We start from the raw sequence: 24,435 nt of genomic DNA on the forward strand, positions 1-24,435 counted from the left end.
TTTTTTAATTGCTGCGATTATTACAGATGCATACCCAGCGTCTGGCGCAGGTGAGCGCCGGCACCCAGCAAACCGGGTTGTCCATGGGTGATCATAAAGACCGGAATGTCGTGCACGTAATCCTTGAAACGCCCTTTATCCTCGAACGCCGCACGGAAACCAGAGGCTTTGAAGAACTCCATAAAGCGCGGCACGATGCCACCGGCAATGTAAACGCCGCCAAAGGTGCCCAGGTTCAGCGCCAGGTTGCCGCCGAAGCGCCCCAAAATAACGCAGAACAGCGACAGGGCGCGGCGACAGTCGATACAACTGTCAGCCAGTGCGCGCTCGGTAATGTCCTTCGGCTCCAGCTTTTCCGGCAGGCGGTTATCGGACTTGACGATAGCGCGGTAAAGATTGACCAGCCCCGGCCCGGACAGCACTCGCTCGGCAGACACATGGCCCACTTCAGCGCGTAACACCTCCAGAATGATATCTTCCTCTTCACTGTTCGGTGCGAAATCAACGTGGCCGCCCTCGCCCGGCAGGCTCACCCAGCGACGATTGACGTGCACCAGATGTGCCACCCCCAAACCCGTCCCGGCACCATACACCGCAATAGGTTTGTCTTTCTGCGCGCTCCCACCGCCGAACTGCAATACATCCTCTGGCGACAGCATCGGGATCGCCATCGAAACGGCGGTAAAGTCGTTGATCACTTCCAGATGGCTCAGCCCCAGACTGGCCTTCATCTGTTTAATCGAAAACGCCCAGGTATGATTGGTCATCGCCACCCAGTCTTCAGTGACCGGACAGGCAATGGCAATACAGGCGTCCTGTACCTGGATATCCTGATCTTTTAAGTATTGGCGGATTACCGCCTCCAGGCTGTCAAACTCCAGGCCGGAATAGGTTTTCGCCTGGGTAATTTCACCCGTCGCCACAGTGCACAACGCCAGGCGGGCATTGGTGCCGCCTACATCACCTACGAGGGCATAAGTCATCAGTATCTTCTCCGCGAAATGAATAATAGAAAGCTGCCCACACTGTAAAATCCCGCTGCAAAAACAACAATCACCATCCGCTGCGCGGCCATCCATTAGCGATCCGGATCACAAAAAACGTTTCAGCCAACCCTTTTCAGCCCCATCTGAAACAAATTGCGGCAAAAAACGCGCCATAGTCACTGTTAACCGTCATGACAGAAAGGCACTATTAACCGGCTGCGACCTTCACGTCCGGCCGGAAATATCATTGCGTGCCAGAGTGCCGATTGTCTGGCAAGCTGTGGCCATAACCATCACCCGTTCGGCCTGCCATCCAGCGCCATTGAAAAGGGATCCCTGCATGCTGCACCCGCGCGCCAATGCCATGTTGGCTTTCGCTCTGCCCGCTCTCGTTATCGGTTCGGCCTCAAGCCTGGTGCTCATTCTGGTGATGAAGTTCGCCGATGCGCTGCAGCGGTTGCTGTGGGTGAATATTCCTGCGGCTATGAATATCGATACTCATTCGCCCTGGTGGCTGATCGGCATTCTGACGCTGACCGGCGTCGCCGTTGGGCTGATAATCCGCTATATGCCTGGTCATGCGGGGCCTGATCCGGCCACTGAATCTTTGATCGGGATGCCGCTGCCGCTTTCGGCGCTGCCCGGTCTTACGCTGGCGCTGATCGTTGGCCTGGTGGGTGGCGTCAGTCTGGGGCCGGAAAACCCGATCACCGCCATCAATATTGCGCTGGTGGTGGCAATAGGTTCGCGCCTGCTACCGAAAGTCCCCCGCATGGACTGGATTATTCTGGCCGCGGCCGGCACCATCGGCGCACTGTTCGGTACCCCGGTTGCCGCTGCGCTGATCTTTTCACAAACGCTGGCAGGCAATAATGACGTGCCGCTGTGGGATCGGCTATTTGCCCCGCTAATGGCGGCAGCGGCCGGTGCGGTCACTACACAGTTATTTTTCACGCCGAACTTTGCCCTGCAGCTTGATCCCTACACCGTCACCCGACTGACGGATATTTTCAGTGGTTCCATCGTCGCCCTGATCGCCATCGCACTGGGCATGGTGGCGCTATGGGGCTTCCCGCACGCCCACCGTCTGTTCCACTCGATAAAAAACCCGGTGCTGATGTTGGGATTGGGCGGTTTTGTGCTTGGGTTGCTGGCGTTAATCGGTGGCGACATCACCCTGTTTAAAGGGCTCGATGAAATGAAGCGGCTGGCGATCGGAGAGAATTATTCTGTCACGGAGCTACTGCTGATTACACTGAGCAAATTGGCGGCTCTGGTGATTGCAGCCGCCAGCGGCTTTCGTGGTGGACGTATCTTCCCGGCGGTGTTTGTCGGGGTAGCGCTGGGCCTGATGCTGCATCAGCATGTTCCAGCGGTACCGGCAGCGATTACCGTTTCCTGCGCCATTATGGGGTTGGTATTGGTGGTCACGCGTGACGGCTGGCTCAGCCTGTTTATGGCCGTTGCCGTGGTGCCGGAACTGCACCTGTTGCCCATACTCTGTGTGGTGATGTTGCCCGCCTGGCTGGTGCTGGCGGGCAAACCGCTGATGCTGGTGGGCAAGCGCCACTCTGCGCAGGACGATTAAGCGAGCGCGAATTCCGCTGCGGCGCGCGCATGGATGGCGGTGGTGTCGAAGACCGGCACTGACGCATCCTGCGCGCTGACCAGCAGGCCAATCTCGGTGCAGCCGAAAATGATGCCTTGCGCCCCCTGCTGTTCCAGGTCGCCGATAATGCGGCGGTACTCATCGCGCGACGCATCACGTATTTTCCCCAGGCACAGCTCTTCATAAATGATACGGTGCACAATGTCGCGATCGGCCGCCACCGGGGTCACCACTTCGATGCCGTATTTTTCCTGCAAGCGTCCACGGTAAAACTCCTGCTCCATGGTAAAACGCGTGCCGAGTAGCCCGACGCGGCGAATGTCCTGTTGGCGCACCTGCAGTGCCGTGGCGTCGGCAATATGAATCAACGGCAAGCCGCTGGCCTGTTCAACCGCATCCGCCACCTTGTGCATGGTGTTGGTACAAATGACGATGGCCTGCGCACCGGCGGCACGCAGCGAGGCCGCAGCGGCAGCCAATAAACGCCCCGCGCCGTCCCAGTCGCCCTGATGCTGCAGGCGTTCAACCTCGTGAAAATCGACGCTGTAGAGCACAATTTTCGCCGAATGCAGGCCACCGAGGCGCTCTTTCACCTGTTCATTGATCATGCGGTAATAAGGTATGGTTGATTCCCAACTCATGCCGCCCAGCAGGCCCAACACTTTCATCGTTTGCTCCTCCGTCATTGCTGCAATGATCCGACATTACCTGAGAATCGCAGTGATGACGACGCCTTATTTAGCCGAGGAATTGACCGGCTGGCGCGCCTCGAACCAGCGCTGACGCAGGGTATCGTACGCCCAGTTATAGAACATGGTGTACGGCAGGAAGAACAGGAAGAAACCAAGTTCCAGCATAAACGCCTGCACAAAAGAGATGCTCAGCATCCAGGCGGCAATCGGCACGCCGATCAACACAAACCCGGCCTCAAAACCCAGGGCATGAAACACCCGCACCTTAAGATTACGCACCACGCGGCCCACTGGCCACAGGCGGTCAAAAACGGTGTTATAAACCATGTTCCATACCATGGCGACGGTGGACAACATCACCGCCAACGCACCGACCTGTACCATCGAACGGTTTAGCAACCACGCGCCCAGCGGGGCGCAGATCATCACTGCGATGGCTTCAAAACCGACGGCGTGGACGATACGTTCAATGAAAGACTTGTTTTGCAGTTGCATACATCACCTGTTTTTTTACTGTTATTGCTAAAGTCAGGTGATTGTCATCGATTTTTTGGGTAGATTAAAAATAGGTTCCATCGATAAAGTAGATACATCATGCGTTATTCCCCTGAAGCCCTGCAGGCGTTTGTTGAAGCTGCCGCCCTCGGCTCGTTCTCTGCCGCCGCCCGTAAGCTACGCAAAAGCCAGTCCACCATCAGTACCGCGATCGCCAACCTGGAGGCCGATCTCGGGCTGCTCCTGTTCGATCGCCAGGCACGCCAGCCGGTATTAACCGCCGCCGGCCATAAGGTGCTGGGCCATGTGCAGGAGATCCTTGCCGCCAGCGAACGGCTGGACGCACTAAGCATTCGGCTGGCGGACAATATCGAGCCGCGCCTCAGCCTGGTGTTCTCCGATACCTATCAGCCGAAACACCATGATCGACTGATGCAACTTTTCGAGCAGCGCTATCAGGATATCGAACTGGAGTGGATGATCGCCGAAGACGGCGACGTGCTTGACCTGTTGCAAAGCGGCCGCGCGCATCTCGGCATGGTGGAGGTTCAGGCCAGTTACCCGCCGGACATCGGGTTTGCGCGGCTGCCGGAACAAACGGAAATGGGGCTGTTCGTCACCCACTCGCACCCGCTGGCGCAAACGGCCTCCCCCACGCCCGAACAACTGTCCAGCACGCGCCAACTCATCCTCAATACCTATAGCGGCGCTGAAGCCGCCCGCTCCGGCGGTCTGGTGTGGTCAGCTCCCAGCTACCTGCTATTGCTGGAAATGGCGGAACAAGGGTTTGGCTGGGCCGTACTGCCGAACTGGTTGGTAAAACAATACGGCCATGACAAGTTGACCGAGCTCAAACCCCGCGGCTGGCCGAAGCTGATTTCAGTGGATGCGGTATGGTCGAAACTGACCCCGCCGGGGCCGGCGGGGTATTGGTTACTGGAACGCCTGCTGGAGAACGCGGCGGATCAGGCGGCCGCGTTACGCGAGTGAATGGCGCGTGAAACGCTATCGAGCAGTTCGGGAATGTCCATCTTCGGCAGCATCACTTCCACAAAGGCCAGTTGTGGGCTGTCGCCAACTTCTTTCAGCGCCTGGCGCAACTGCTGCGGATCGGCGACCCGCAGCGTTTTCACCTGATGCTCGCCCGCCAGCGCCTGCGGTAACTGCGTCCAGTTCCACTGGGCGATGTCGTTGTAACGCTGTTGCGGGCCGTGAATGGCACGTTCAACGGTATACCCCTCATTATTGAGCAGGAAGATCACCGGCTTTTGTCCATCACGCAGCATCGAACCCAGTTCCTGCGCCGTGAGCTGAGCCGAACCATCGCCGATCAGCAACACCACCCGCCGATCCGGCTCCGCCGTTTGTGCACCGAACGCCGCCGGCAGGGTGTAACCGATAGAGCCCCACAGCGACTGGACGATAAACCGGCAGCCTTGCGGCAGGCCAAGAGCCGCCGCACCAAAGCAGGCGGTGCCCTGTTCGGCGATCAAAATATCGCCCGGACGCAGAAAGTCCTGTATCTGTTGCCAAAAGCCGTGCTGATCCAGGCCGCTGCCGCTCGGATCCGGCAACGCCGGGCGCTGAATGGCCGGTAATGACCATTGTTTTGCCAACGACAACGTCAACTGGTGCAGTGCTATTACCGCATCACGCAGCGGGATGTGGCTAAATACCTGCTGCCCTACCCGTGCTTCAAACGGCTGAAGATCAATGCATTTTTCCGCAGGCAGATGGTGGCTGAAACCGGCGGTAATGGTATCGGTAAAGCGCACGCCGACGTTAATCACCACATCGGCCCCTTCAATCAGTTGCTTCACCTGTGGATCGCTGGCGGCACCGGCGTAAGTGCCGGTAAAACAGGCATGGGTTTCATCCAATACACTCTTGCCCAGCAGCATGGTTGAATGCGGTATCTCAACCTCATTCATCCACTGTTCCAGCACTTTTTCCGCCCCAAAACGTTCCGCCAAAAAATCCGCCAGCAGGGAAACTCGCTTGGCCGGTAACAGCATTTGCCGCGCAGCGGCGATAAAAGCTTGCAGCGACGCCTGGGAAAGATGCGCCTGCCGTAACACCAACGGCGCAGGCCGGGATGTCAACGGTGCTTCCGCCACCTCACTGGGTAACACTAAATAGACCGGACGGTGCTCAAACAGCGCGATGGTCAGCAGACGGTCGATTTCCGCCTCGGCGTTGTCGGGGGTAAGGCTGGCCTGCGCGACGGTCACCTCTTTCGCCATACGGGCAAAGTGGCCAAAGTCACCGTCCCCCAGCGAATGGTGCAGCAAATCACCGGCCCGCTGCGCGCGTAACGTTGGGGCCCCCACCACGTGGATCACCGGCAGATATTCGGCGTAGCTGCCGGCAATACCGTTGAGCGCGCTCAGTTCGCCCACGCCAAAGGTGGTCAATAAAGCGGCGGCCGGTTTACAGCGTGCGTAACCATCTGCGGCATAGGCGGCATTGAGTTCATTAGCGCAGCCTACCCAGGTAATTTGCGGATGACTGATGACATGATCGAGAAACTGCAGGTTGTAGTCACCCGGCACGCCAAAGAAATGTCGGATGCCGATCTGAGCCAAACGATCGAGTAGGTAATCAGCCACTCTATAGGTCGTATTCATGATCATCACCTGCCAACACTTGAGATTGTCAGTATTAAGTATCGAAGATGTGGTATGAATTTCGAGCTTTATGTATAAAAAACGACTGGCAACCCAGCGTTACATCTACGCCCTATTGGCAGGCATGGGGAATACCTCACCCGCCGTATTTGTCCCGTTATGGCGATTAAGCGTGATCGGGAACTCTGACAACCCTTGTGAAAACGCATACACTAAAATTCATTTCACCTCTGCTGAAAAGGGTTCCTATGCTCTACCAGGCTGATTCTTCACGTTACCAAAATATGGAATATCGCCGCTGCGGCCGTAGCGGCCTGAAACTGCCGGCCATTTCACTCGGCCTATGGCATAACTTTGGCGACACCACGCTGTATGACAATGCGCGCAAGCTGATCCACTGTGCGTTCGACCGTGGGATCACTCATTTTGACTTGGCCAACAACTATGGCCCGCCGCCCGGTTCCGCCGAGGAAAACTTCGGCCGTATTCTCAGCGCGGACCTGAAGCCCTGGCGCGATGAGCTGATCATCGCCTCAAAAGCCGGTTACACCATGTGGCCAGGCCCTTATGGCGACTGGGGATCGAAAAAATATCTGGTTGCCAGCCTGGATCAAAGCCTGCAGCGCATGGGGCTGGAGTACGTGGATATCTTCTACCACCATCGCCCGGATCCGGATACGCCGCTGGAAGAAACCATGGCAGCGCTGGATTTGCTGGTGCGTCAGGGCAAGGCGCTGTACGTCGGGCTGTCCAACTATCCGGCCGACCGCGCGCGCCAGGCGTTTGCTATTCTGCAAAAACTCGGCACGCCATGCGTGATCCATCAGCCGAAATACTCAATGTTCGAACGTTGGGTTGAGCCAGAATTACTGGACACGCTGGAAGAACACGGCGTAGGCTCCATCGCCTTCTCACCGCTGGCCGGTGGCCTGCTGACCGATCGCTATCTGCAGGGGATCCCGCAAGATTCACGCGCCGCCAGCAGCAGCCAATTCCTGCAACCCGGCCAACTCACCGACGATAAGTTGGATAAGGTGCGTCGGCTCGATGCGCTGGCACAACAGCGCGGACAGAAGCTGTCGCAAATGGCACTGGCCTGGGTATTACGTGGCGACCGCGTCACTTCGGTACTGATCGGTGCCAGCAAGACCGGCCAGATTGAAGATGCCGTCGGCATGTTGGCTAATCGCAGCTTCAGCGATGACGAAATAACTCAGATCGAACAAATACTAATGTAATCGCTTACAATTCTCGCCGGTTTCCCCACCGGCGATACCCTATTTCGGCCAGACAAATCTTAAATCACTCGCCTCCGATCGTTTTTCAGATTCTCTCTAAGATTCAACCCTATCCGCAAAGGCTAAGATGCCGCTATTGCAGGCAAAACTATAAGGCCATTTTATAAACTGATGAACGCGCTTCATTACTTATAAAAAGGGCCAGGCCGCTGCGGCGGAAAGGAGAATTCATGTTTAAACCTCTGTTATTAGCCGCCCTGTTGGTGGCGTCGACACTGCCAGCCATGCAGCAAGCCCAGGCTGACGGCCTCAGTATCGATCTGATGCCGGGCGTTTCATTACGCATCGGCGAACAAGACAACCGCGGCCGTTACTGGGACGGTTATGACTGGCGCGACCGTGACTGGTGGCAGGGCCATCAGGGGCGCTACCTGGGTGACCGCAATCGCCGGGGCTACAACTGGGATGGTTATCGCTGGCGCGACAACGACTACTGGCGCAAAAATTATTACTATCATGAAGGCCGCTATCGCAAATACGATAAGCACTACTACAAGCATCATGAAAAGCACCACTGGAAGAAAAAACATCATGATGACCGTGATCATCGCCACCACGATCACGACGACTGACAGGCATCATGCCGTAATGCCTGCCAGCTAAGGTGAAATTGTTCCCTCTCCTTTGGGAGAGGGTTAGGGTGAGGGGATACATACTTACGCGAAAGCCCCTCACCCCGGCCCTCTCCCTCTCCCTCTGGAGAGGGGGACTATCGCTTTAGCAAAGTCGTACATTATTATTCAGAACTTTGCTTAGCTGACCGGCATTAGGCACTGCCGGCCTTTCATTTAATAGGCGCTCACAGCAGGCTACTGACCAGCAGATAACCGTTCAACCCCACCACTACCACCACGATCAACTTACCTATCGTCTGTATGGTGCGGCTGTTCACCATCTCACCCATCAACTCACGATTCCCGGTGAACGACAGCAACGGCACCAATGCCAGTGCAATACCGAAACTCAGTAATACCTGGCTCAGTACCAAAATGCGCGTGGCGTCCATCCCCAACATAATGACGATAAACGATGGCAGCATGGTGACCACACGACGCACCCACAGCGGAATGTAAAAACGCACAAACCCCTGCATCACCACCTGCCCCGCCAGCGTGCCCACCACGGTAGAAGATAACCCGGCGGCTACCAGGCTCAGCCCGAAGATCGTGGCCGCCGCCTGCCCCAGCAAAGGTTGCAGCGTCAGATAGGCCTGGTCAAGATCGGTAATACCGCTGTGACCATTAAAGTGAAAGGCCGCGGCGGCGGTAGCCATCATCGCCAGGTTAACAAACCCGGCAATGGTCATGGCAATGGCCACATCGACCTTGGTGGCAGCATACCTGTCGGCCTTTGAGTTTTCCCCGGCCGCCTGAGTTAACGACGAATGCAGATAAATCACGTGCGGCATAATGGTGGCACCAAGCACCCCGGCGGCCAGAAACACCGCATCACTGTTCGGCAAATCCGGCAGCGCCATACCTGTTAACAGCGGGCCTAACTGCGGTTGGGAAAACACCAGTTCCACCATATAAGCCAAAGCGACAAACAGCAGCAGGCTGCCAATCACCCATTCCAAAGGTTTTTGCCCACGTTGTTGCAACATCAGGATCAGGAAAGTCGCGATGCCGGTCAGGATCGCTCCCTCCAGCAAAGTCACGCCCAACAGCAGTTTGAAACCTATAGCCGCGCCGATAAATTCGGCCAGATCTGTGGCCATCGCAATAATTTCTGCCTGAACCCAATAAGCCCACACCGCCGGACGCGGGAAACGATCGCGAATATGCTCCGCCAGGTTTTTACCCGTGGCAATGCCCAGTTTGGCAGACAACAGTTGGATCAACATCGCCATCACATTGGCCCACACCACCACCCACAGCAGGGTATAACCAAAAGAGGCACCGGACTGAATATTGGTGGCGAAATTACCGGGGTCAATGTAGCCGATAGCCGCGATAAATGCGGGGCCCATCAGGGAAAGTTTGATCTTCCTGGATGAGCGCGGGGTGGTCTCAACCACGCGACTGTTCAGCATGTTCTGAACCCTTACTTCTAATAAGCCTGGGGTTATCTTATGTAAATGATAATAATTATCAAGTGCATTTGTGGCGGTAATACTTATCTCTGCAATAGGGAAAAAACACGGATTTAACGAAAGGTTTAGCAGGTAGATGAACATTTTCCGCACTCTGCCGAGCCATATTCAGAGCACAATCCGTCTTATAATCAAATTAGTGGAGGAATAGGAATTTCATATGACTTCATTAAGCTATTGATTTTTTATGCTTTACCGTAATAATTTAAGACGTTTCCCAGTATGAATTTCCATATTTGCAATAGACCTCTCGTTTTTAAACGTGGCGTTACATAAAATGACATCCGAAATTCAGCCTGCCTCAAGTTTGGAGCAAACATGTCCCATATTGCGCACTTCGCGTTGGCGTTGGTGGTGGTCACGATCCTGGCACTTTTAGTATGCCGCGATCGTAAAAGCATCCGCATTCGCTACGTTATTCAACTGTTGGTTATTGAAGTACTGCTGGCCTATTTTTTCCTGCATTCGGAAGCGGGTTTAGGCTTTGTAAAAGGATTCGCAGCGCTGTTTGACAAGCTGCTCGGGTTTGCTGGGCAAGGGACTGAGTTTGTATTCGGCGGTATGGGCGACAAAGGTTTGGCCTTCTTCTTCCTGAAGGTACTGTGCCCGATCGTCTTCATCTCCGCGCTGATCGGTATTCTGCAATACATTAAAGTACTGCCGTTTGTCATCCGCATCATTGGTACCGTGCTGTCAAAAGTTAACGGTATGGGCAAGCTGGAATCGTTCAACGCCGTCAGCTCGCTGATCCTGGGCCAGTCTGAAAACTTCATTGCCTATAAAGATATTCTGGGCAAGATGTCTGAAAAGCGCATGTACACCATGGCGGCGACCGCGATGTCTACGGTTTCCATGTCCATCGTCGGCGCTTACATGACCATGCTGGACGCCAAATTTGTGGTCGCGGCACTGGTACTGAACATGTTCAGCACCTTTATCGTGCTGTCATTGGTCAACCCGTATGACACCAGTAAAGAAGAAGAACTGCACCTGGGCAATCTGCACGAAGGCCAGAGCTTCTTCGAAATGCTGGGCGAATACATTCTGGCTGGTTTTAAAGTAGCTATTATCGTTGCTGCGATGCTGATCGGCTTTATCGCCCTGATCGCCGCGCTCAACGGCCTGTTCAGCGCCATCTTCGGCCTGAGCTTCCAGGAAATTTTGGGCTACTTCTTCTATCCATTCGCCTGGATTATGGGTATTCCTAAGCACGAAGCGTTGCAGGTGGGTAGCATCATGGCAACCAAACTGGTATCCAACGAATTCGTGGCGATGATGGAACTGCAGAAAATCTCTGCTGAACTCTCTCCTCGCAGCATGGGTATTCTGTCGGTGTTCCTGGTTTCCTTCGCCAACTTCTCTTCCATCGGCATCGTTGCCGGTGCGATTAAAGGGCTGAACGAGCATCAGGGCAACGTGGTTTCTCGCTTTGGTCTGAAGCTGGTTTACGGTTCAACGCTGGTCAGCATCCTGTCTGCGTCCATCGCGGGCCTGGTTCTGGGCTAAGCCGAAACGTCAGTAAGATATCAGTAAGATAAAGGTCGCTTCGGCGGCCTTTTTTAATGCCTGCAATTCGGTGCATGGGAAAGGGAAGGCAGTAAGGAAAGACAGAAAGCAAAAAGCCGACCCTAAGGTCGGCTTTTTAAATGGTGGTGGAGCTAGACGGGATCGAACCGTCGACCTCTTGCATGCCATGCAAGCGCTCTCCCAGCTGAGCTATAGCCCCACAAAAGTGGTACGCTTTAACCGGCGTTACGGTATTCCCCAACCTTTCTGAGATAAAGGTTGGTGGAGCTAGACGGGATCGAACCGTCGACCTCTTGCATGCCATGCAAGCGCTCTCCCAGCTGAGCTATAGCCCCAATCCACAATCACAAAATCCTGTGAACGGGGCGCATAATATGAAACCCACTCTAAGCTGTCAACGGCTAAATTGCATTCCTGCTTCAAGCGCTGAAAAAGCCGCCAAATCAGCGCGTTTGCTGCTAAAAATTGAGCATTATGCCCCAAACCATGACCCTGCCGCGGCGTACCAGGAATTCGCCATCAAGTAGCAGATACAAAAAAGCCCCGGGATTGCTCCACGGGGCTTTGTCATTAACTGGCAGGGAAACGCTCAGCCTTAAGCTTCACGCCCGGCAATATAAGCCAGCGCCAGGTCGATACGCTGCAGAGAACGGCTCTGACCGATGGCATGAACGGTGACATCCATACCCGGTGACTGACCGGCACCGGTAACCGCCACGCGCAGCGGCATACCTACCTTGCCCATACCTACGCCCAGCTCATCTGCCGTGCCCTGAATGGCGTCATGCACGTTTTCCGGCGTCCAGGCAGTGATAGCGGCCAGTTTGGCGCGCACCGCTTCCAGTGGCTGACGAGCAACCGGACGCAGGTGCTTCTTGGCAGCGTCAGCGTCGAACTCGCTGAAGTCTTCGTAGAAGTAACGGCAAGACTCGGCCATTTCCTTAAGCGTTTTGCAACGCTCGCCCAGCAGCTTAACGATATCTTTCAGCTCAGGGCCATTGCGGGTCTCGATACCCAGTTGCTCAACATGCCACGCCAGGTGCACTGCCACTTCTTCGGCCGGCATATGGTTAATGTAATGGTGGTTCAGCCACTGCAACTTCTCGGTATTGAAGGCACTGGCGGATTTGTTGATCGCTTCCAGGGTAAAGAACTCTTTCATCTCATCAATAGAGAAGATTTCCTGGTCGCCATGAGACCAGCCCAGACGCACCAGATAGTTCAGCAGCGCCTGCGGCAGGTAGCCGTCGTCACGGTACTGCATCACCCCTACCGCACCGTGGCGTTTCGACAGTTTTTTACCGTCGTCACCGAGGATCATCGAAACGTGCGCGTATTCCGGCACCGGCGCACCCAGCGCTTTCAGGATGTTGATCTGGCGCGGGGTGTTGTTGATGTGGTCTTCGCCGCGGATCACGTGGCTGATTTCCATATCCCAGTCATCTACCACTACGCAGAAGTTATAGGTTGGTGAGCCGTCGGTGCGGCGGATGATCAGGTCATCCAGCTCCTGGTTGCTAAATTCGATCGGACCGCGGATCTTGTCGTCGAAGATCACCGAGCCTTCCTGCGGGTTACGGAAACGCACCACGTGTGGCTCGTCATCGGTATGGCTACACTGGCTGTCGCGGCAGTGGCCGTCGTAACGCGGTTTTTCGCCGTTTTCCATCTGCTTTTCACGCAGCGCTTCCAGACGTTCCTTCGAGCAATAGCATTTATAGGCGGTATCCTGCACCAGCATGTCGTCAATCACCGCGTTATAGCGGTCAAAACGCTTGGTCTGGAAGTACGGGCCTTCATTCCAATCCAGGTTTAACCAGTTCATGCCATCCATAATTGCGTCGATCGCGTCCTGGGTTGAGCGTTCCAGATCGGTATCTTCGATACGCAGAACGAACTCACCGCCCGCATGGCGGCTGAACAACCAGGAGTAAAGCGCAGTACGGGCGCCACCGACGTGAAGATAGCCGGTTGGGCTCGGTGCAAAACGGGTTTTGATTTTCATTGGTTTCACTGCCTTATTACGCAACGCGTGTCGGCGGTTGCCGACGATTGCTCGGAATTTAAAAAAGTGGGCAACATTGTACCACCACGCGCTAATTCCTCAACGCTGACACGATATTGCCAAGGCTGATTTCATCATCTCTGCGGCGCTTTACGCATAACAATGTGCAAAGATTCGACATTGCAGGCGATAAATATCGCATCCTGTTTAAATTTGCGGCGAACGATTGAAATCATTTTAAAAACCGTTGACTCACTTTCAACTATCCCTATAATGCGACTCCAACAAGACGGGGCGATTAGCTCAGTTGGTAGAGCATCTCCTTTACACGGAGGGGGTCGGCGGTTCGAGCCCGTCATCGCCCACCATCTTGTTGAGTAGTAAAGCAGTAAGAAATGAGAAGAATGAGGGTGATTAGCTCAGTTGGTAGAGCATCTCCTTTACACGGAGGGGGTCGGCGGTTCGAGCCCGTCATCACCCACCACTCATTCTCTTGTTTGGCAGTACCCGGAAGTTCTGAAGTGGGTGATTAGCTCAGTTGGTAGAGCATCTCCTTTACACGGAGGGGGTCGGCGGTTCGAGCCCGTCATCACCCACCACTTCTGCGGGTCGTTAGCTCAGTTGGTAGAGCAGTTGACTTTTAATCAATTGGTCGCAGGTTCGAATCCCGCACGACCCACCAATACAGAAAAAAGCGCCTTTTGGCGCTTTTTTCGCATCTGCAGCACAGTAATCATCTCAAACACCTTTCTAACATAGTGCAGAGTGTCGTGCTGGATGAGAACCTGTGCAGGTTCGACAAAATTGCCCCGGCAATTTTTGAACAGCGCTTGCGCTGGCCTGAAGGGTGAGGCCAAAGGCCGAGTTAATCCCGCACGACCCACCAATACAGAAAAAAGCGCCTTTTGGCGCTTTTTTCGCATCTGACGTCCGGAAGCGCTCAAAACCTCAGTAATCCTCCCAGTATCTCCATACAACTAACAATACTCGTTATTAGGGAGAGCGTGCCGAAGGGGTCGTAGCGGCTTGCCCGCCGGAGCGCCCCTCGGTGCGCTAGGCCCGAGTATCTCGGGATTAAAGACAACTATTTCACTACAAAATAAAGGCGCTGCTTGCAGCGCCTTACGGCTATCGCGAAGATAGAACCTGATTATCAGGCCGCCAGCGTCGCCCCGCCGTCAATCACAATATCCTGCATGGTGATATGGCTGGCGCGATCGGAAGCCAGAAACAAAATGGCATCGGCGATTTCCTGCGGCTGAGCAATTTTACCCAGCGGAATGCCCAATTTGAACTGTTCCGGGAAACCGTTAATGGTGTTCTGCTCACCGGTTTCATCCTGCCACATGCCGCGCTGCATAGGCGTATTGGTCGATCCTGGCGAAACCAGGTTGCAACGTACGCCATAAGGGGCCATCTCCAGCCCTACGGTGTTGCACAGGCTGCGTAATGCCGCCTTGGAAGCACAATAGGCCGCCATACCGACGCGCGGCACATGCGCGGCGTTAGATGCCACGCTGACAATCGCACCGCGTCGTTGGCGACGGAATACCGGCAAAGCGTGGCGGAACATATTAAATGCCCCACCGGCATTGACGGCCAGGCAAGCCAGCCAATCTGCGGTGCTGGTTTCATCCGCCAGCCCCATACGCAGAATACCGGCGCCGTTGACCAGCACGTCCAACGCCCCCTGCTCCGCCAGCAAACGTCCGCAAACCCGATCTACCGCATCACTGTCGGCAATATCCAGCACTTCGGTGCGGAATGCGTATTCCGGCTCGCCAAAATGTTTATCAAAGCCAATCACTTCGGCACCGGCCTGCACAAACGCCAATGCCGTTGCCAGACCAATCCCGGCCCCAGCACCAGTGACCCAGACTCGCTTACCGGCGAAATCGCCCCGTTGTTCCATCAGGCTTTTCCCTCCGACAACAGCGTCCACCAGCCATCGATGGTCGGGTTCTTGGCCAGTGCGATAAAATCAATATCGCCACGAATTTTACGCCAGCGTGCCGCCAACTCCATGATGCGCACCGAATCCAGACCGTAGTCGATCAGGTTTTCATCGTCGCCCATATCTTCACTGTCTTCATCGAGGAAAGGCATGATTTGCTGGCGTAAGGCAGCCTTGCTGGCAATGCCCGGCAACAGTTCGGCAGTGGTCACCACGCGGCCACAACGGCCAGCGGTATAACGCAGCGCCATCAGATGCTCTTCGCGGGAGAAATCGGCCAGGCCGTCAGCCACCATAAACGGCTGAATATTGCGCATGAAGGCGTCGATCGCCGTAGTCATACAGCCGATATGGGCGTAGACACCACAGATGATCAACTGATCGCGCCCCGACTCCTGCAGAATTTCCTGCAGCGGTGAGCGGTGGAAGGCACTGTAGCGCCACTTCACCAACACCGTATCGTCTTCTTCCGGGGCCAGAGCCGCGACCACCGCCTGCTGTTCCGGGTGCTTATTCAGGCCCGGCCCCCACATGTCATTGAGTAATGCACGGTCTTCATCGCTCTGCTGATTAGGCTGCGCGGTGTAAAACACCGGGATCCCCTGCGATTTGCAGTAACGACGCAGGTTGGCAATATTCTCCACCACCTGCTTGATCAACGGGCTGTCTTCACCCCAGAAATTCAGGAAATACTGCTGCATATCATGGATCAACAGTGCAGCGCGCTGCGGTTCCACCGTCCAGCTCACTTTGTTGGTCGGCAGTTCAGCCTGAGTCGGCAACGCGTAATCATTCAGTTTTGGAATGGCCATGACTTATTCTCCCTGGACCAGAGTCAGTTGTTGCGCCTCCAGGCGTTGGCGCAACAGTTTTTTATCCACTTTGCCAACCGGGGTGAGCGGCAGCGTATCAACCTGTATAAAACGGTCGGGTAATTTAAATTCGGCCACGCCCTCGCCGCGTAAATGGCGGCGCAACACCACCGGCTTCAACGCGCTGGTCGCGATGATATAGGCGCAGCTTTTTTCACCCATCAGTTCGTCCGGCATCGACACCAACGCCGCATTGATCACTTCCGGATGGCGCAATAACAGGTTTTCGATTTCTTCCGCAGCGATCTTTTCCCCACCACGGTTAATCTGATCTTTTTGTCGCCCTTCAACTTTCACATAGCCATCTTCGGTCAGGCTGATCAAATCGCCGGAACAGTAGAAACCATCCTTATCAAAGGCGGCGGCGTTGTGCTCCGGACTTTGGTAATAGCCGCGGAAGGTATAAGGGCCACGGGTCATCAGACGCCCGGTTTCCCCCACCGGCAGCGGGTTGCCATCTTCGTCAGCCACCCACAGCTCGTCATCCGGCGACATCGGGCAGCCCTGAGTGGTCAGAATATGCTGGTCGTCATCGTCCAGACGGGTGTAGTTCACCAGGCCTTCCGCCATGCCGAACACCTGCTGCAACTGGCAGCCGATCTCGGCCGGAATACGTGCCGCCAGGGTTTCGCCCAGCTTGGCGCCGCCCACCTGCAACAGCTTAAGGCTGGTCAGTTGCTGGCAACCGCCCCACTCTTCAATCGCCTGCAGCCACAGCGTCACCGCCGGTGGCACTAGCGCCGTCACGTTAATCTGATGCTGCTCGATCAAACGGAAACATTGTCCGGCATCCGGGTCGCTGGCAAACACCACCAGCCCGGCGCCATAAAACACGCCCAGGATGCCCGGAGAACTCATCGGATAGTTATGGGCCACCGGCAGCGCGCACAGGTAGCGGGTATCGACATCGAAATGGCAAATTTCCACGCTGCGGCGAATGCTGTAGTAGTAATCGTTGTGAGTCCGCGGGATCAGCTTTGGCGTTCCGGTGCTGCCACCGGAAAGCTGGAAAAACGCCACCTGGTCGGCCGGGCTTGGCGTCGCAACAAAACCACTGCTGTCCTCTTCCAGCCAGGCCGCCAGCGACTGCTCGCCCCCGTCCTGATTGCGCAATGCCACCACGCGCAATGAAGGATGCTCGGCGCGAAACGCCGTCAGAAATTCGTCGTTGCCAAACAGGCCATGCTGACGGTCGGCAATCAGCAATGCTGGTTTGATCTGTACGGCGTAGGCGTTCAGCTCGTTGCGTTGATGGCTGAACAGCGCGTTCACCGGCACTACGCCAATTTTCAACAACGCGAAAAAGGTCACATAGAACTCGACCACGTTGCCCAACTGCACCAGAGCAGTATCTCCGCTCTGAATGCCGCGGCGCTGCAGGGCGGCAGCCAACCGATCGGAGAGCTGATTAAGCCGGCGATAACTCAGGCTGCGCTCCGGGTCGATCAGCGCGATAGCGTCATTTTTGGCCTGGCGAGTGATGATGTCGGTCAGGGGCCGGTCGGTCCAATAGCCGCGTTCGCGATAACGATGGGCTAACGCCTCAGGCCAGGGGGTAAAAGCAATGGTCATGGGAATGTCTATCCTTGGTTCAGGCCAAACGCCCGCGAAATGGTACTGAGTTTGGTGCCGGTTTCATGCCATTCGGATTCCGGCGAAGAGTCTTGCACGATGCCGGCACCGGCAAACAGTCGCACCTGATTGCCCTGCACCGTGCCGCAGCGGATGGTCACTACCCACTCACCGTTGCCTTCGGCGTCACACCAGCCGACGATGCCGCCAAACAGGCCGCGATCGAACGGCTCCAACTGCTTAATCACCTGATGCGCCAGCGCGGTCGGGGTACCGCACAGCGCCGGTGTTGGGTGCAGCAGGCAGGCCAGCGACAGCGCATTTTCAGCGCGGTTGGCGGCTTCACCGTCGATAGGCGTGGACAGGTGCCACAGCGTGGTGGTGCTCAATAATTCAGGAACGGTGGGAATATTCAGATAGCGACAGCGCTCGGCTAACACCTGCCGCATGCCTTCAGTGACAAACTGGTGCTCATAGCGATCTTTTTCTGACACCAACAACTGTTGGCTGACTTCCAGATCCCGCTGCGGATCGGCATCACGACGGGCAGAACCGGCCAGCGGGTTGGAGTAGAACTGCGCGCCGGATTTGCGTAGCAGCAATTCCGGGCTGGCCCCCAGTAATGCCCCCTGTTCCAGCGGGACATGGAAGTGGAAACCATGAGGATTCTGGGCGATGATCCGCGCCATCAACGCCTGGCGGTCTACCGGCTCACGCGTTTCAATCTCCAGCAGGCGCGACAACACCACTTTATCCAACTGGTCGCCGCGGGTCGCTTCCACCGCATCCGCCACCATTTGCATAAAGGGTTGTTGTGCCGGCACTTCATTTTGGCGGATAATTTCCGGCAACGCGTCCTGCGGGGAAGTTACGCCAGCCAGAAAGGCATCGCGCTCAAACCATTGGGTTTGCTGGGGAATAAACAGAGCGGAGGGCTGATGAGTATCAAACGGGATCGCGCCGCACAGAACCGGGTTTTTAACCCCCGCCAGTTTCGCTTCGGCAAAAGCATGTTGTACCGCCTGCTGGAAATCGCCGTTAAGCTGGTCCCCGTTATGGGCCGGCATCGTGATTTTGGCAAAGCAGCCTTGGGTGCTCAGGCTACGGAAAGGAGAGGTAAAGAAAAAGCCGGAGGTCGGCGACACATTTGCAGCAGCTTGTTCGCTATCCTTGCTTTGCGGCTTCTTCTGCCCGGTACTGTTTAGTGTAACGCTCATCGGTGCTCCCTTTCGTATCATGAACAATAACCTGTATAATAATGATTATCATTTGTATTGAATCGCGTTAAATTACCCTCGTGAATATGCTATGTCAATAAATGTAAACAGTTCTTCCATTCATAATCGTGATATAAAACCAGCAGTTTTAATTATATAAATGATAAGTATTACTATTTAACTTCTAAGGAATGCTTTATGAAGAAGAACCCCGTCTTCAGCCTGATGCTGTTTGGGCTGATGCTGATTGGCACGGCCCATGCCGCAGACGCCGGTTGGCCGCGTAAAATCGAAACCTCACACGGCGTCGTAACCCTCACGCAAGCCCCTGCCCGCATCGTTTCTACCAGCGTTACCGTTACCGGAACCCTGCTGGCGATTGATGCCCCGGTGATCGCCAGTGGCGCAACTACCCCCAACAACCGGGTGGCAGACTCACAAGGGTTCTTCCATCAATGGAGCGCTGTCGCGACGCAGCGCGGCGTTAAACGCCTGTATATCGGCGAACCCAACGCAGAAACCATTGCCGGTGAGGCGCCCGATCTGATTATCATCTCGGCGACCGGTGCCGATTCCGCTCTGCGTCTGTACGATCAGCTCTCCGCCATTGCCCCGGTGCTGGTGGTCAATTACGACGACAAAAGCTGGCAGGCACTGGCACTCGAACTGGGCCAGGCCACCGGCCACGAAGCCCAGGCGCAGAAAGTCGTCAGTGATTTCGACGCACGTGAACAATCGCTGAAGCAGCGTATGAAACTGCCGGAACAACCGATTTCCGCCCTGGTCTTCAACGCCGATGGCAAATCCGCCAACCTGTGGACCGCCGCATCCTCCCAGGGGCAAATGCTCAAACAGTTGGGTTTTACGCTGGCGACGCTACCGGCCAAGCTGAACAACAGCCGCAGCATGGGGATGCGCAAGGACATTATTCAACTGTCTGGAGAGAACCTGGCGGAAGGGCTGAATGGCCAAACGCTAATGCTGTTCGCCAACAATGACAGCGACGTCGAGCGGCTGATGGCCAATCCTTTCCTGGCGGACCTGCCGGCGGTGCAGCACAAGCGGGTTTACGCATTGGGCAGCGACACCTTCCGACTCGATTACTACAGCGCCAGCAACCTGCTGACGCTGTTGGAAAAGCAGTTTACTTCTCAGTAGATCCCGCGGCGGGCTGGAGATCGCTTTCTTGCCCGTCACTGCCCACCTGACGCAAACCGCGCATCGCAAATGCCAGCACTACACCGAGCAGCGCCACGCCAAAACCAAAGCTGGTGGAGGTCATCGCCGGCAGCATAAACGCCCCCATCGCCCCCAGCAGCAGCGCGCCCAGTGCATCACCCACCACGTTTTGCGCCGTCCACAGACCATTGATACGGCCGAGGAACGCATCCGGCGTCAGGTTCTGGATCAAGCCGTATTGCAGCAGTGAGTTCAACGCGCTCAGGTAGCCGAAAACCACCAGGAAAAACAGCGCCAGGCCGTACCACGGCATCAGACCGAACAGGCCAATAGCGACGAAAGCGCCAATCGCCGTCATCAGCATCATCCAGCCCGGACGCGCGACATGAGCCACCCGGCCGCTGGTAAAGGCACCGATGGCTGCTCCCAGTGGCACCGCGGAATACATAAAGCCCAGTTGAGCCGCACTGACCTGCCACATACCGGACATGGCCGGATACAGCACCCGCACCGCACTGGCCATGGTCAACAGCGCGCCGATCAGCGCCACCATGCCAATCACCCGGTTGCGAAACAGGAAACCAAAGCCACCGGCCAGCGCACGTAGCGGGTGCTCACGCGGCTGCGGCGGCGGCAGCAACTGTGGCAGACGCAGTAACGGGATCAGCGTCAGCAAGGTGCCAAATGCGGCCAGACCGTAGTTCCATGCCACACCGGCGTTGGCGATCACCAACCCGCCGATCGCCGGAGAGAGGATCGAACCAAAACGCACCGTCAGCATGCTGATGGCCCCGGCCTGCACAATATTTTCACGCCCCACCAACGCCGGTGTCGCCGCCAGCAGCGCCGTGACGCCAACCGCACCGAAAAAGCCGTCCCAGACTGCCAGCAGGTAAATCAGCGTTAATGAAGGCGTGGGCAGTGCGGCATTCAGGCACAGGCCGACAAAACCAATGCCGCAGGTGGAGCGGGCAAACAATATCAACCGACGGCGTTCGTAACGGTCGGCCAGCACGCCCCCCATCAGCAAACCGGCAAACATGCCGCTACCCGCCAGCGTTACGGATAGCCCGACCAGCAACGTCGACCCGGTCAAGGCCTGGATCTGCACCGGGATCGCAATGGCCATCAACCCCAGCGCTAAAATGGAAATAAAGCGCGCGCAAAAAACGGCACGAAAAGCGCCATTGGTCTTAAGCAGGCCAAAATCAAGCAAAATAGAGGGCTTACTCATGAGCTTTCTCACCAAAACTAAAGAAAAAGGGGCAGCGTCTGGGCTGCAATAGCGAAGGGACTCATGGTACCATAGATGAAAGTAATCAATAATGATAATAAAACTCATTTATATTCAATTGAATAATGGATTGGTATGTTACGGATTACACGCCCAGGCACACAGCCCGTCCCCGCTCCCCAGGAGCGTCTTATTGGCGGCACTTCCCGTTCATTTCGTCGCAGGCTTTTTGGCCTGCTGATTGCCGTTGGTGCGCTGCTGATCGTTATGCTGCTCAGCCTGTCACTCGGAGCTAAATCTATTCCCTTCGACACGGTGATCCAGGCGCTGAAAGGCCAGTGCAGCGGTGCTGACTGCACCATCATCACCAACGCCCGGCTGCCGCGTACGCTGGTTGGCATTCTGGCCGGTATTGCGCTGGGCCTGTCCGGCGTGCTGATGCAAACCCTCACCCGCAACCCGCTGGCCGATCCGGGCATTCTCGGGGTTAACGCCGGTGCAGGCTTTGCCGTGGTGCTGGGGATCACCTTCTTTGGTGCCGTCGACGTCAGCCAATATCTGTGGTTCGCCTTTGCCGGTGCGATGTTCGCCGCACTGCTGGTCGCGCTGATTGGCGCTCTGGGTGGCAGCAGCCTCAACCCGGTGCGTCTGACGCTGGCCGGTGTCGCGCTGGCGGCGGTGCTGGAAGGCATGACCTCCGGGATTTCCCTGTTGAATCCACTGGTTTTCGACCAGCTCCGTTTTTGGCAGGCCGGTTCGCTGGATATTCAAAATATGCAGGTGGTGCGCACCGTCGCCCTGCCGATCCTGTTGGGCACGCTGATTACGCTGTGGATGAGCAAGTCGCTGAACAGCCTGAGCATGGGTAATGAATTGGCTACCGCGTTGGGTACCGGCATTGTTCGTACTCAGTTGCTGGGCCTGCTGGCGATTACTCTGCTGTGCGGCGGGGCTACCGCGGCCGTCGGCCCGATAGCCTTTGTCGGCCTGATGATGCCGCACATCGCCCGGCGGCTGGGCGGTTCCGAACTGCATTGGATGCTGCCATGGACGCTGGTACTGACCCCCATCCTGCTGTTGAGCGCCGATTTGATCGGTCGCTTCCTGGTGGCCGGTGAACTGCGTGTGTCCATCGTCACCGCCCTGATTGGCGCCCCACTGCTGATCATGCTGGTGCGACAACGTCATATGTTCAGGAGGCAGCGCTAATGTCGACGTCCGCGGCCCGTCTGATGACCATTCACAAAATGCGCGCCCTGTCGCGCCCGACGCTAACCGCCCTGCTGCTGCTGTTGGCTGCTTTGGCGCTGGCGATTTACGCTCTGGGTTCAGGTGCCTTGTCACTGACGGCTACCCAGGTGATCGACGCCTTGCGCGGCGAAGGCCCGGCCAATCTGGCGGTGATCGTCACCCAGTGGCGTTTGCCACGCGTGGTGATGGCGCTGTTACTGGGGGCGGCACTGGGCCTCAGCGGGGCCATTTTCCAGTCGATACTACGCAACCCGCTCGGCAGCCCGGACGTGATTGGCTTTAATACCGGTGCCTACAGCGGCGTGCTGGTGGCCATAGTGCTGTTTAACGGTGGCGTTATCGGCATTACCGCCGGGGCGCTGGCCGGCGGCCTGTTAACCGCCGCGTTGATTTATCTGCTGGCATGGCGCAACGGCGTCGAGTCATTCCGTTTGATTATCGTCGGCATCGCCGTGCGCGCCCTGCTGGTGGCCGGCAATACCTGGCTTATTATCAGCGCCTCACTGGAGTCGGCCATGACCGCCGGGTTGTGGAGCGCCGGTTCACTTAATGGCATCAACTGGGCGAAAAGCCTGCCGGTGTTGGCGGTGATTGCGCTGTGCTGTCTGCTGTTACTGACCCTGACCCGCCGCATGCGCCTGCTGGAGATGGGTGACGATACCGCCTGCGCGCTGGGCGTCCCGGTTGAACGTTCGCGCGTCATGTTGCTGTTGATCGGCGTAACGCTAACGGCAGCAGCCACCGCCGTCGCCGGGCCAATCTCCTTTATTGCGCTGGTGGCCCCGCAGATTGCGCGACGCCTGTGTGCCAACCGCAGCGTGCTGCTGCTGACGGCCCTGATCGGTGCCCTGCTGTTGCTGCTCGCCGATGTCGCTGCGCAGCGCCTGTTTATGCCTTATCAGTTGCCGGTCGGAGTGTTGACCGTCAGCCTGGGCGGCATTTATCTGATTTGGCTATTAATCCGTGAGTCACGTAAAAAATGAATGCTGAACCCCTGCAGTCCGCGCCGTTGCGCGCCGAACACCTGACGCTGGGCTACGACAAAAAGATTGTCGCCAGCGACCTTTCCGTCGCTATCCCGCACGGCGAACTGACGGTGATTATCGGGCCAAACGCCTGCGGCAAATCCACCCTGCTGCGCACCCTCAGCCGCCTGATGCAGCCGCAGGCCGGGGCTGTCTGGCTGAACGGCAAACACATCAGCGAATACGCCACTAAAGAGGTGGCGCGCCAGTTGGGGCTGCTGCCGCAAAGCTCCACCGCGCCGGGTGATATCACCGTGTTTGATCTGGTGGCGCGCGGTCGCTATCCGCATCAGCGCCTGTTCAGTCGTTGGAGCGAAGCGGATCAGCAGGCAGTGGACCAGGCGATGCGCTCCACCGGCGTATTCGAACTGGCCGAACAGCCGGTCGATACCCTCTCCGGTGGGCAAAGGCAACGAGTGTGGATTGCGATGGTGCTGGCGCAGCAAACGCCGCTGCTGCTGCTGGATGAGCCAACCACCTGGCTGGACATCAGCCATCAGATCGACCTGCTGGAGCTGATGCGTCAGCTAAACCGTGAAAACGGCCATACGCTGGTCGTGGTGCTGCACGACCTCAACCATGCCTGTCGTTACGCCACGCATCTGATTGCCATGCGCGACGGTAAGGTGGTGGCCGAAGGGGCGCCGAAGGATATTGTGACCGCGGAACTGATCGAAGAGGTGTACGGCCTGCGCTGCATGATCATTGACGATCCGGTCTCGCATACGCCGTTGGTGGTACCACTGGGTAAGTCATAAATATTGTAGGGGCCCAGCATGCTGGGCCCGCGTTAATCGGGG

The 24,435-nt window shown here is 56.5% G+C and carries 20 protein-coding genes, 6 tRNA genes and 1 other RNA gene; 14 read left to right on the forward strand and 13 right to left on the reverse strand.

The genetic code is table 11. The features are described from left to right. Nucleotides 1-20: 20 nt before the first annotated feature. Nucleotides 21-986, reverse strand: coding sequence for a glucokinase (gene glk, locus SERS4_RS0118190; protein WP_112363913.1), 966 nt, complete (start codon nucleotides 984-986; stop codon nucleotides 21-23). Nucleotides 987-1,326: 340 nt separating this feature from the next. On the opposite strand from glk, the gene SERS4_RS0118195 reads away from it, so the two are divergent. Next, the gene (locus tag SERS4_RS0118195) at nucleotides 1,327-2,574 is read left to right on the forward strand and encodes an ion channel protein (protein WP_017893558.1); all 1,248 of its coding nucleotides are present in this window, start codon (nucleotides 1,327-1,329) and stop codon (nucleotides 2,572-2,574) included. Here the strand turns inward: SERS4_RS0118195 and SERS4_RS0118200 are convergent. Both SERS4_RS0118200 and SERS4_RS0118205 read right to left on the reverse strand, forming a co-directional pair. Next, nucleotides 2,571-3,263 (reverse strand): aspartate/glutamate racemase family protein, encoded by a 693-nt coding sequence (locus SERS4_RS0118200; protein ID WP_017893559.1) that lies wholly within the window; start codon nucleotides 3,261-3,263, stop codon nucleotides 2,571-2,573. The two genes, SERS4_RS0118195 and SERS4_RS0118200, sit on opposite strands and share 4 nt — an antisense overlap. Before the next feature lie 66 nt (nucleotides 3,264-3,329). Then, entirely contained in the window at nucleotides 3,330-3,782 is a 453-nt protein-coding gene (locus SERS4_RS0118205; protein ID WP_012146123.1) for a multidrug/biocide efflux PACE transporter, read from the reverse strand. Between the two features lie 99 nt (nucleotides 3,783-3,881). On the opposite strand from SERS4_RS0118205, the gene SERS4_RS0118210 reads away from it, so the two are divergent. Continuing rightward, entirely contained in the window at nucleotides 3,882-4,772 is an 891-nt protein-coding gene (locus SERS4_RS0118210) for a LysR family transcriptional regulator (RefSeq protein WP_012146124.1), read from the forward strand. Here the strand turns inward: SERS4_RS0118210 and SERS4_RS0118215 are convergent. Then, the gene (locus SERS4_RS0118215) at nucleotides 4,748-6,409 is read right to left on the reverse strand and encodes an alpha-keto acid decarboxylase family protein (protein ID WP_017893560.1); all 1,662 of its coding nucleotides are present in this window, start codon (nucleotides 6,407-6,409) and stop codon (nucleotides 4,748-4,750) included. The genes SERS4_RS0118210 and SERS4_RS0118215 overlap by 25 nt on opposite strands. 248 nt (nucleotides 6,410-6,657) lie before the next feature. Between SERS4_RS0118215 and mgrA the strand changes: the two genes are divergently transcribed. Further along, the gene (gene mgrA, locus SERS4_RS0118220; protein ID WP_017893561.1) at nucleotides 6,658-7,647 is read left to right on the forward strand and encodes an L-glyceraldehyde 3-phosphate reductase; all 990 of its coding nucleotides are present in this window, start codon (nucleotides 6,658-6,660) and stop codon (nucleotides 7,645-7,647) included. Nucleotides 7,648-7,877: 230 nt separating this feature from the next. After that, entirely contained in the window at nucleotides 7,878-8,279 is a 402-nt protein-coding gene (locus tag SERS4_RS0118225) for a DUF2502 domain-containing protein (protein ID WP_012146127.1), read from the forward strand. 227 nt (nucleotides 8,280-8,506) lie between these two features. Here the strand turns inward: SERS4_RS0118225 and SERS4_RS0118230 are convergent, their stop codons facing one another. Further along, nucleotides 8,507-9,739 (reverse strand): Nramp family divalent metal transporter, encoded by a 1,233-nt coding sequence (locus SERS4_RS0118230; RefSeq protein WP_017893562.1) that lies wholly within the window; start codon nucleotides 9,737-9,739, stop codon nucleotides 8,507-8,509. Between the two features lie 378 nt (nucleotides 9,740-10,117). Between SERS4_RS0118230 and SERS4_RS0118235 the strand changes: the two genes are divergently transcribed. After that, nucleotides 10,118-11,305, forward strand: coding sequence for a NupC/NupG family nucleoside CNT transporter (locus tag SERS4_RS0118235; protein WP_012146129.1), 1,188 nt, complete (start codon nucleotides 10,118-10,120; stop codon nucleotides 11,303-11,305). A gap of 144 nt (nucleotides 11,306-11,449) precedes the next feature. Here SERS4_RS0118235 and SERS4_RS0118240 read toward each other — a convergent pair. The 3 genes from SERS4_RS0118240 to gltX form a co-directional block, all read right to left on the reverse strand. Then, nucleotides 11,450-11,525: transfer RNA gene (locus tag SERS4_RS0118240), tRNA-Ala, on the reverse strand. Between the two features lie 60 nt (nucleotides 11,526-11,585). After that, nucleotides 11,586-11,661: transfer RNA gene (locus SERS4_RS0118245), tRNA-Ala, on the reverse strand. Nucleotides 11,662-11,921: 260 nt separating this feature from the next. Next, entirely contained in the window at nucleotides 11,922-13,331 is a 1,410-nt protein-coding gene (gene gltX / locus SERS4_RS0118250; protein WP_017893563.1) for a glutamate--tRNA ligase, read from the reverse strand. 292 nt (nucleotides 13,332-13,623) lie between these two features. Here gltX and SERS4_RS0118255 point away from each other — a divergent pair. From SERS4_RS0118255 to SERS4_RS26540, 5 genes are all read left to right on the forward strand, one after another. Then, nucleotides 13,624-13,699, forward strand: a tRNA-Val gene (locus tag SERS4_RS0118255). Between the two features lie 40 nt (nucleotides 13,700-13,739). Continuing rightward, nucleotides 13,740-13,815, forward strand: a tRNA-Val gene (locus SERS4_RS0118260). Between the two features lie 39 nt (nucleotides 13,816-13,854). Further along, a tRNA-Val gene (locus tag SERS4_RS0118265) sits at nucleotides 13,855-13,930 on the forward strand. Between the two features lie 7 nt (nucleotides 13,931-13,937). Then, nucleotides 13,938-14,013: transfer RNA gene (locus SERS4_RS0118270), tRNA-Lys, on the forward strand. Nucleotides 14,014-14,087: 74 nt separating this feature from the next. After that, nucleotides 14,088-14,217, forward strand: a non-coding RNA gene (locus SERS4_RS26540) — RtT sRNA. 267 nt (nucleotides 14,218-14,484) lie between these two features. Here the strand turns inward: SERS4_RS26540 and dhbA are convergent. The 4 genes from dhbA to SERS4_RS0118290 are packed head-to-tail and all read right to left on the reverse strand — an operon-like array spanning nucleotide 14,485 to nucleotide 18,946. Then, the gene (gene dhbA, locus SERS4_RS0118275; protein WP_012146131.1) at nucleotides 14,485-15,243 is read right to left on the reverse strand and encodes a 2,3-dihydro-2,3-dihydroxybenzoate dehydrogenase; all 759 of its coding nucleotides are present in this window, start codon (nucleotides 15,241-15,243) and stop codon (nucleotides 14,485-14,487) included. Then, nucleotides 15,243-16,097 carry an isochorismatase gene (locus SERS4_RS0118280; RefSeq protein ID WP_012146132.1) on the reverse strand — a complete coding sequence of 285 codons (855 nt, stop codon included), beginning with the start codon at nucleotides 16,095-16,097 and terminating at the stop codon, nucleotides 15,243-15,245. The genes dhbA and SERS4_RS0118280 overlap by 1 nt, the downstream gene beginning before the upstream one ends. A 3-nt stretch (nucleotides 16,098-16,100) precedes the next feature. Continuing rightward, entirely contained in the window at nucleotides 16,101-17,729 is a 1,629-nt protein-coding gene (locus tag SERS4_RS0118285) for a (2,3-dihydroxybenzoyl)adenylate synthase (RefSeq protein ID WP_017893564.1), read from the reverse strand. Between the two features lie 8 nt (nucleotides 17,730-17,737). Beyond that, the gene (locus SERS4_RS0118290) at nucleotides 17,738-18,946 is read right to left on the reverse strand and encodes an isochorismate synthase (protein ID WP_017893565.1); all 1,209 of its coding nucleotides are present in this window, start codon (nucleotides 18,944-18,946) and stop codon (nucleotides 17,738-17,740) included. 198 nt (nucleotides 18,947-19,144) lie between these two features. Here SERS4_RS0118290 and fepB point away from each other — a divergent pair, with 198 nt between their 5' ends. Continuing rightward, nucleotides 19,145-20,104: a Fe2+-enterobactin ABC transporter substrate-binding protein gene (gene fepB, locus SERS4_RS0118295; RefSeq protein ID WP_017893566.1), complete on the forward strand. Its 960-nt coding sequence runs from the start codon at nucleotides 19,145-19,147 to the stop codon at nucleotides 20,102-20,104. Here fepB and entS read toward each other — a convergent pair. Next, nucleotides 20,091-21,359 (reverse strand): enterobactin transporter EntS, encoded by a 1,269-nt coding sequence (gene entS / locus SERS4_RS0118300; RefSeq protein WP_017893567.1) that lies wholly within the window; start codon nucleotides 21,357-21,359, stop codon nucleotides 20,091-20,093. The two genes, fepB and entS, sit on opposite strands and share 14 nt — an antisense overlap. A gap of 135 nt (nucleotides 21,360-21,494) precedes the next feature. On the opposite strand from entS, the gene fepD reads away from it, so the two are divergent. The 3 genes from fepD to SERS4_RS0118315 are packed head-to-tail and all read left to right on the forward strand — an operon-like array spanning nucleotide 21,495 to nucleotide 24,393. Beyond that, entirely contained in the window at nucleotides 21,495-22,568 is a 1,074-nt protein-coding gene (gene fepD / locus SERS4_RS0118305) for a Fe(3+)-siderophore ABC transporter permease (protein WP_012146137.1), read from the forward strand. Continuing rightward, nucleotides 22,568-23,593 carry an iron-enterobactin ABC transporter permease gene (gene fepG / locus SERS4_RS0118310; protein ID WP_012146138.1) on the forward strand — a complete coding sequence of 342 codons (1,026 nt, stop codon included), beginning with the start codon at nucleotides 22,568-22,570 and terminating at the stop codon, nucleotides 23,591-23,593. The genes fepD and fepG overlap by 1 nt, the downstream gene beginning before the upstream one ends. Next, nucleotides 23,590-24,393, forward strand: coding sequence for an ATP-binding cassette domain-containing protein (locus tag SERS4_RS0118315; protein ID WP_017893568.1), 804 nt, complete (start codon nucleotides 23,590-23,592; stop codon nucleotides 24,391-24,393). The genes fepG and SERS4_RS0118315 overlap by 4 nt, the downstream gene beginning before the upstream one ends. Nucleotides 24,394-24,435 lie beyond the last annotated feature (42 nt).

Origin of the sequence: Serratia sp. S4 (assembly GCF_000347995.1) — a bacterium.
GTDB classification, from domain to species: domain Bacteria; phylum Pseudomonadota; class Gammaproteobacteria; order Enterobacterales; family Enterobacteriaceae; genus Serratia; species Serratia quinivorans.

Excerpts from the sequence above, each read along its gene's own strand:
- SERS4_RS0118195 (WP_017893558.1), top strand. The coding sequence starts at position 1,327 with ATGCTGCACCCGCGCGCCAATGCCATGTTGGCTTTCGCTCTGCCCGCT.
- SERS4_RS0118200 (WP_017893559.1), bottom strand. The coding sequence starts at position 3,263 with ATGAAAGTGTTGGGCCTGCTGGGCGGCATGAGTTGGGAATCAACCATA.
- SERS4_RS0118205 (WP_012146123.1), bottom strand. The coding sequence starts at position 3,782 with ATGCAACTGCAAAACAAGTCTTTCATTGAACGTATCGTCCACGCCGTC.
- SERS4_RS0118210 (WP_012146124.1), top strand. The coding sequence starts at position 3,882 with ATGCGTTATTCCCCTGAAGCCCTGCAGGCGTTTGTTGAAGCTGCCGCC.
- SERS4_RS0118215 (WP_017893560.1), bottom strand. The coding sequence starts at position 6,409 with ATGAATACGACCTATAGAGTGGCTGATTACCTACTCGATCGTTTGGCT.
- mgrA (WP_017893561.1), top strand. The coding sequence starts at position 6,658 with ATGCTCTACCAGGCTGATTCTTCACGTTACCAAAATATGGAATATCGC.
- SERS4_RS0118225 (WP_012146127.1), top strand. The coding sequence starts at position 7,878 with ATGTTTAAACCTCTGTTATTAGCCGCCCTGTTGGTGGCGTCGACACTG.
- SERS4_RS0118230 (WP_017893562.1), bottom strand. The coding sequence starts at position 9,739 with ATGCTGAACAGTCGCGTGGTTGAGACCACCCCGCGCTCATCCAGGAAG.
- SERS4_RS0118235 (WP_012146129.1), top strand. The coding sequence starts at position 10,118 with ATGTCCCATATTGCGCACTTCGCGTTGGCGTTGGTGGTGGTCACGATC.
- gltX (WP_017893563.1), bottom strand. The coding sequence starts at position 13,331 with ATGAAAATCAAAACCCGTTTTGCACCGAGCCCAACCGGCTATCTTCAC.
- dhbA (WP_012146131.1), bottom strand. The coding sequence starts at position 15,243 with ATGGAACAACGGGGCGATTTCGCCGGTAAGCGAGTCTGGGTCACTGGT.
- SERS4_RS0118280 (WP_012146132.1), bottom strand. The coding sequence starts at position 16,097 with ATGGCCATTCCAAAACTGAATGATTACGCGTTGCCGACTCAGGCTGAA.
- SERS4_RS0118285 (WP_017893564.1), bottom strand. The coding sequence starts at position 17,729 with ATGACCATTGCTTTTACCCCCTGGCCTGAGGCGTTAGCCCATCGTTAT.
- SERS4_RS0118290 (WP_017893565.1), bottom strand. The coding sequence starts at position 18,946 with ATGAGCGTTACACTAAACAGTACCGGGCAGAAGAAGCCGCAAAGCAAG.
- fepB (WP_017893566.1), top strand. The coding sequence starts at position 19,145 with ATGAAGAAGAACCCCGTCTTCAGCCTGATGCTGTTTGGGCTGATGCTG.
- entS (WP_017893567.1), bottom strand. The coding sequence starts at position 21,359 with ATGAGTAAGCCCTCTATTTTGCTTGATTTTGGCCTGCTTAAGACCAAT.
- fepD (WP_012146137.1), top strand. The coding sequence starts at position 21,495 with ATGTTACGGATTACACGCCCAGGCACACAGCCCGTCCCCGCTCCCCAG.
- fepG (WP_012146138.1), top strand. The coding sequence starts at position 22,568 with ATGTCGACGTCCGCGGCCCGTCTGATGACCATTCACAAAATGCGCGCC.
- SERS4_RS0118315 (WP_017893568.1), top strand. The coding sequence starts at position 23,590 with ATGAATGCTGAACCCCTGCAGTCCGCGCCGTTGCGCGCCGAACACCTG.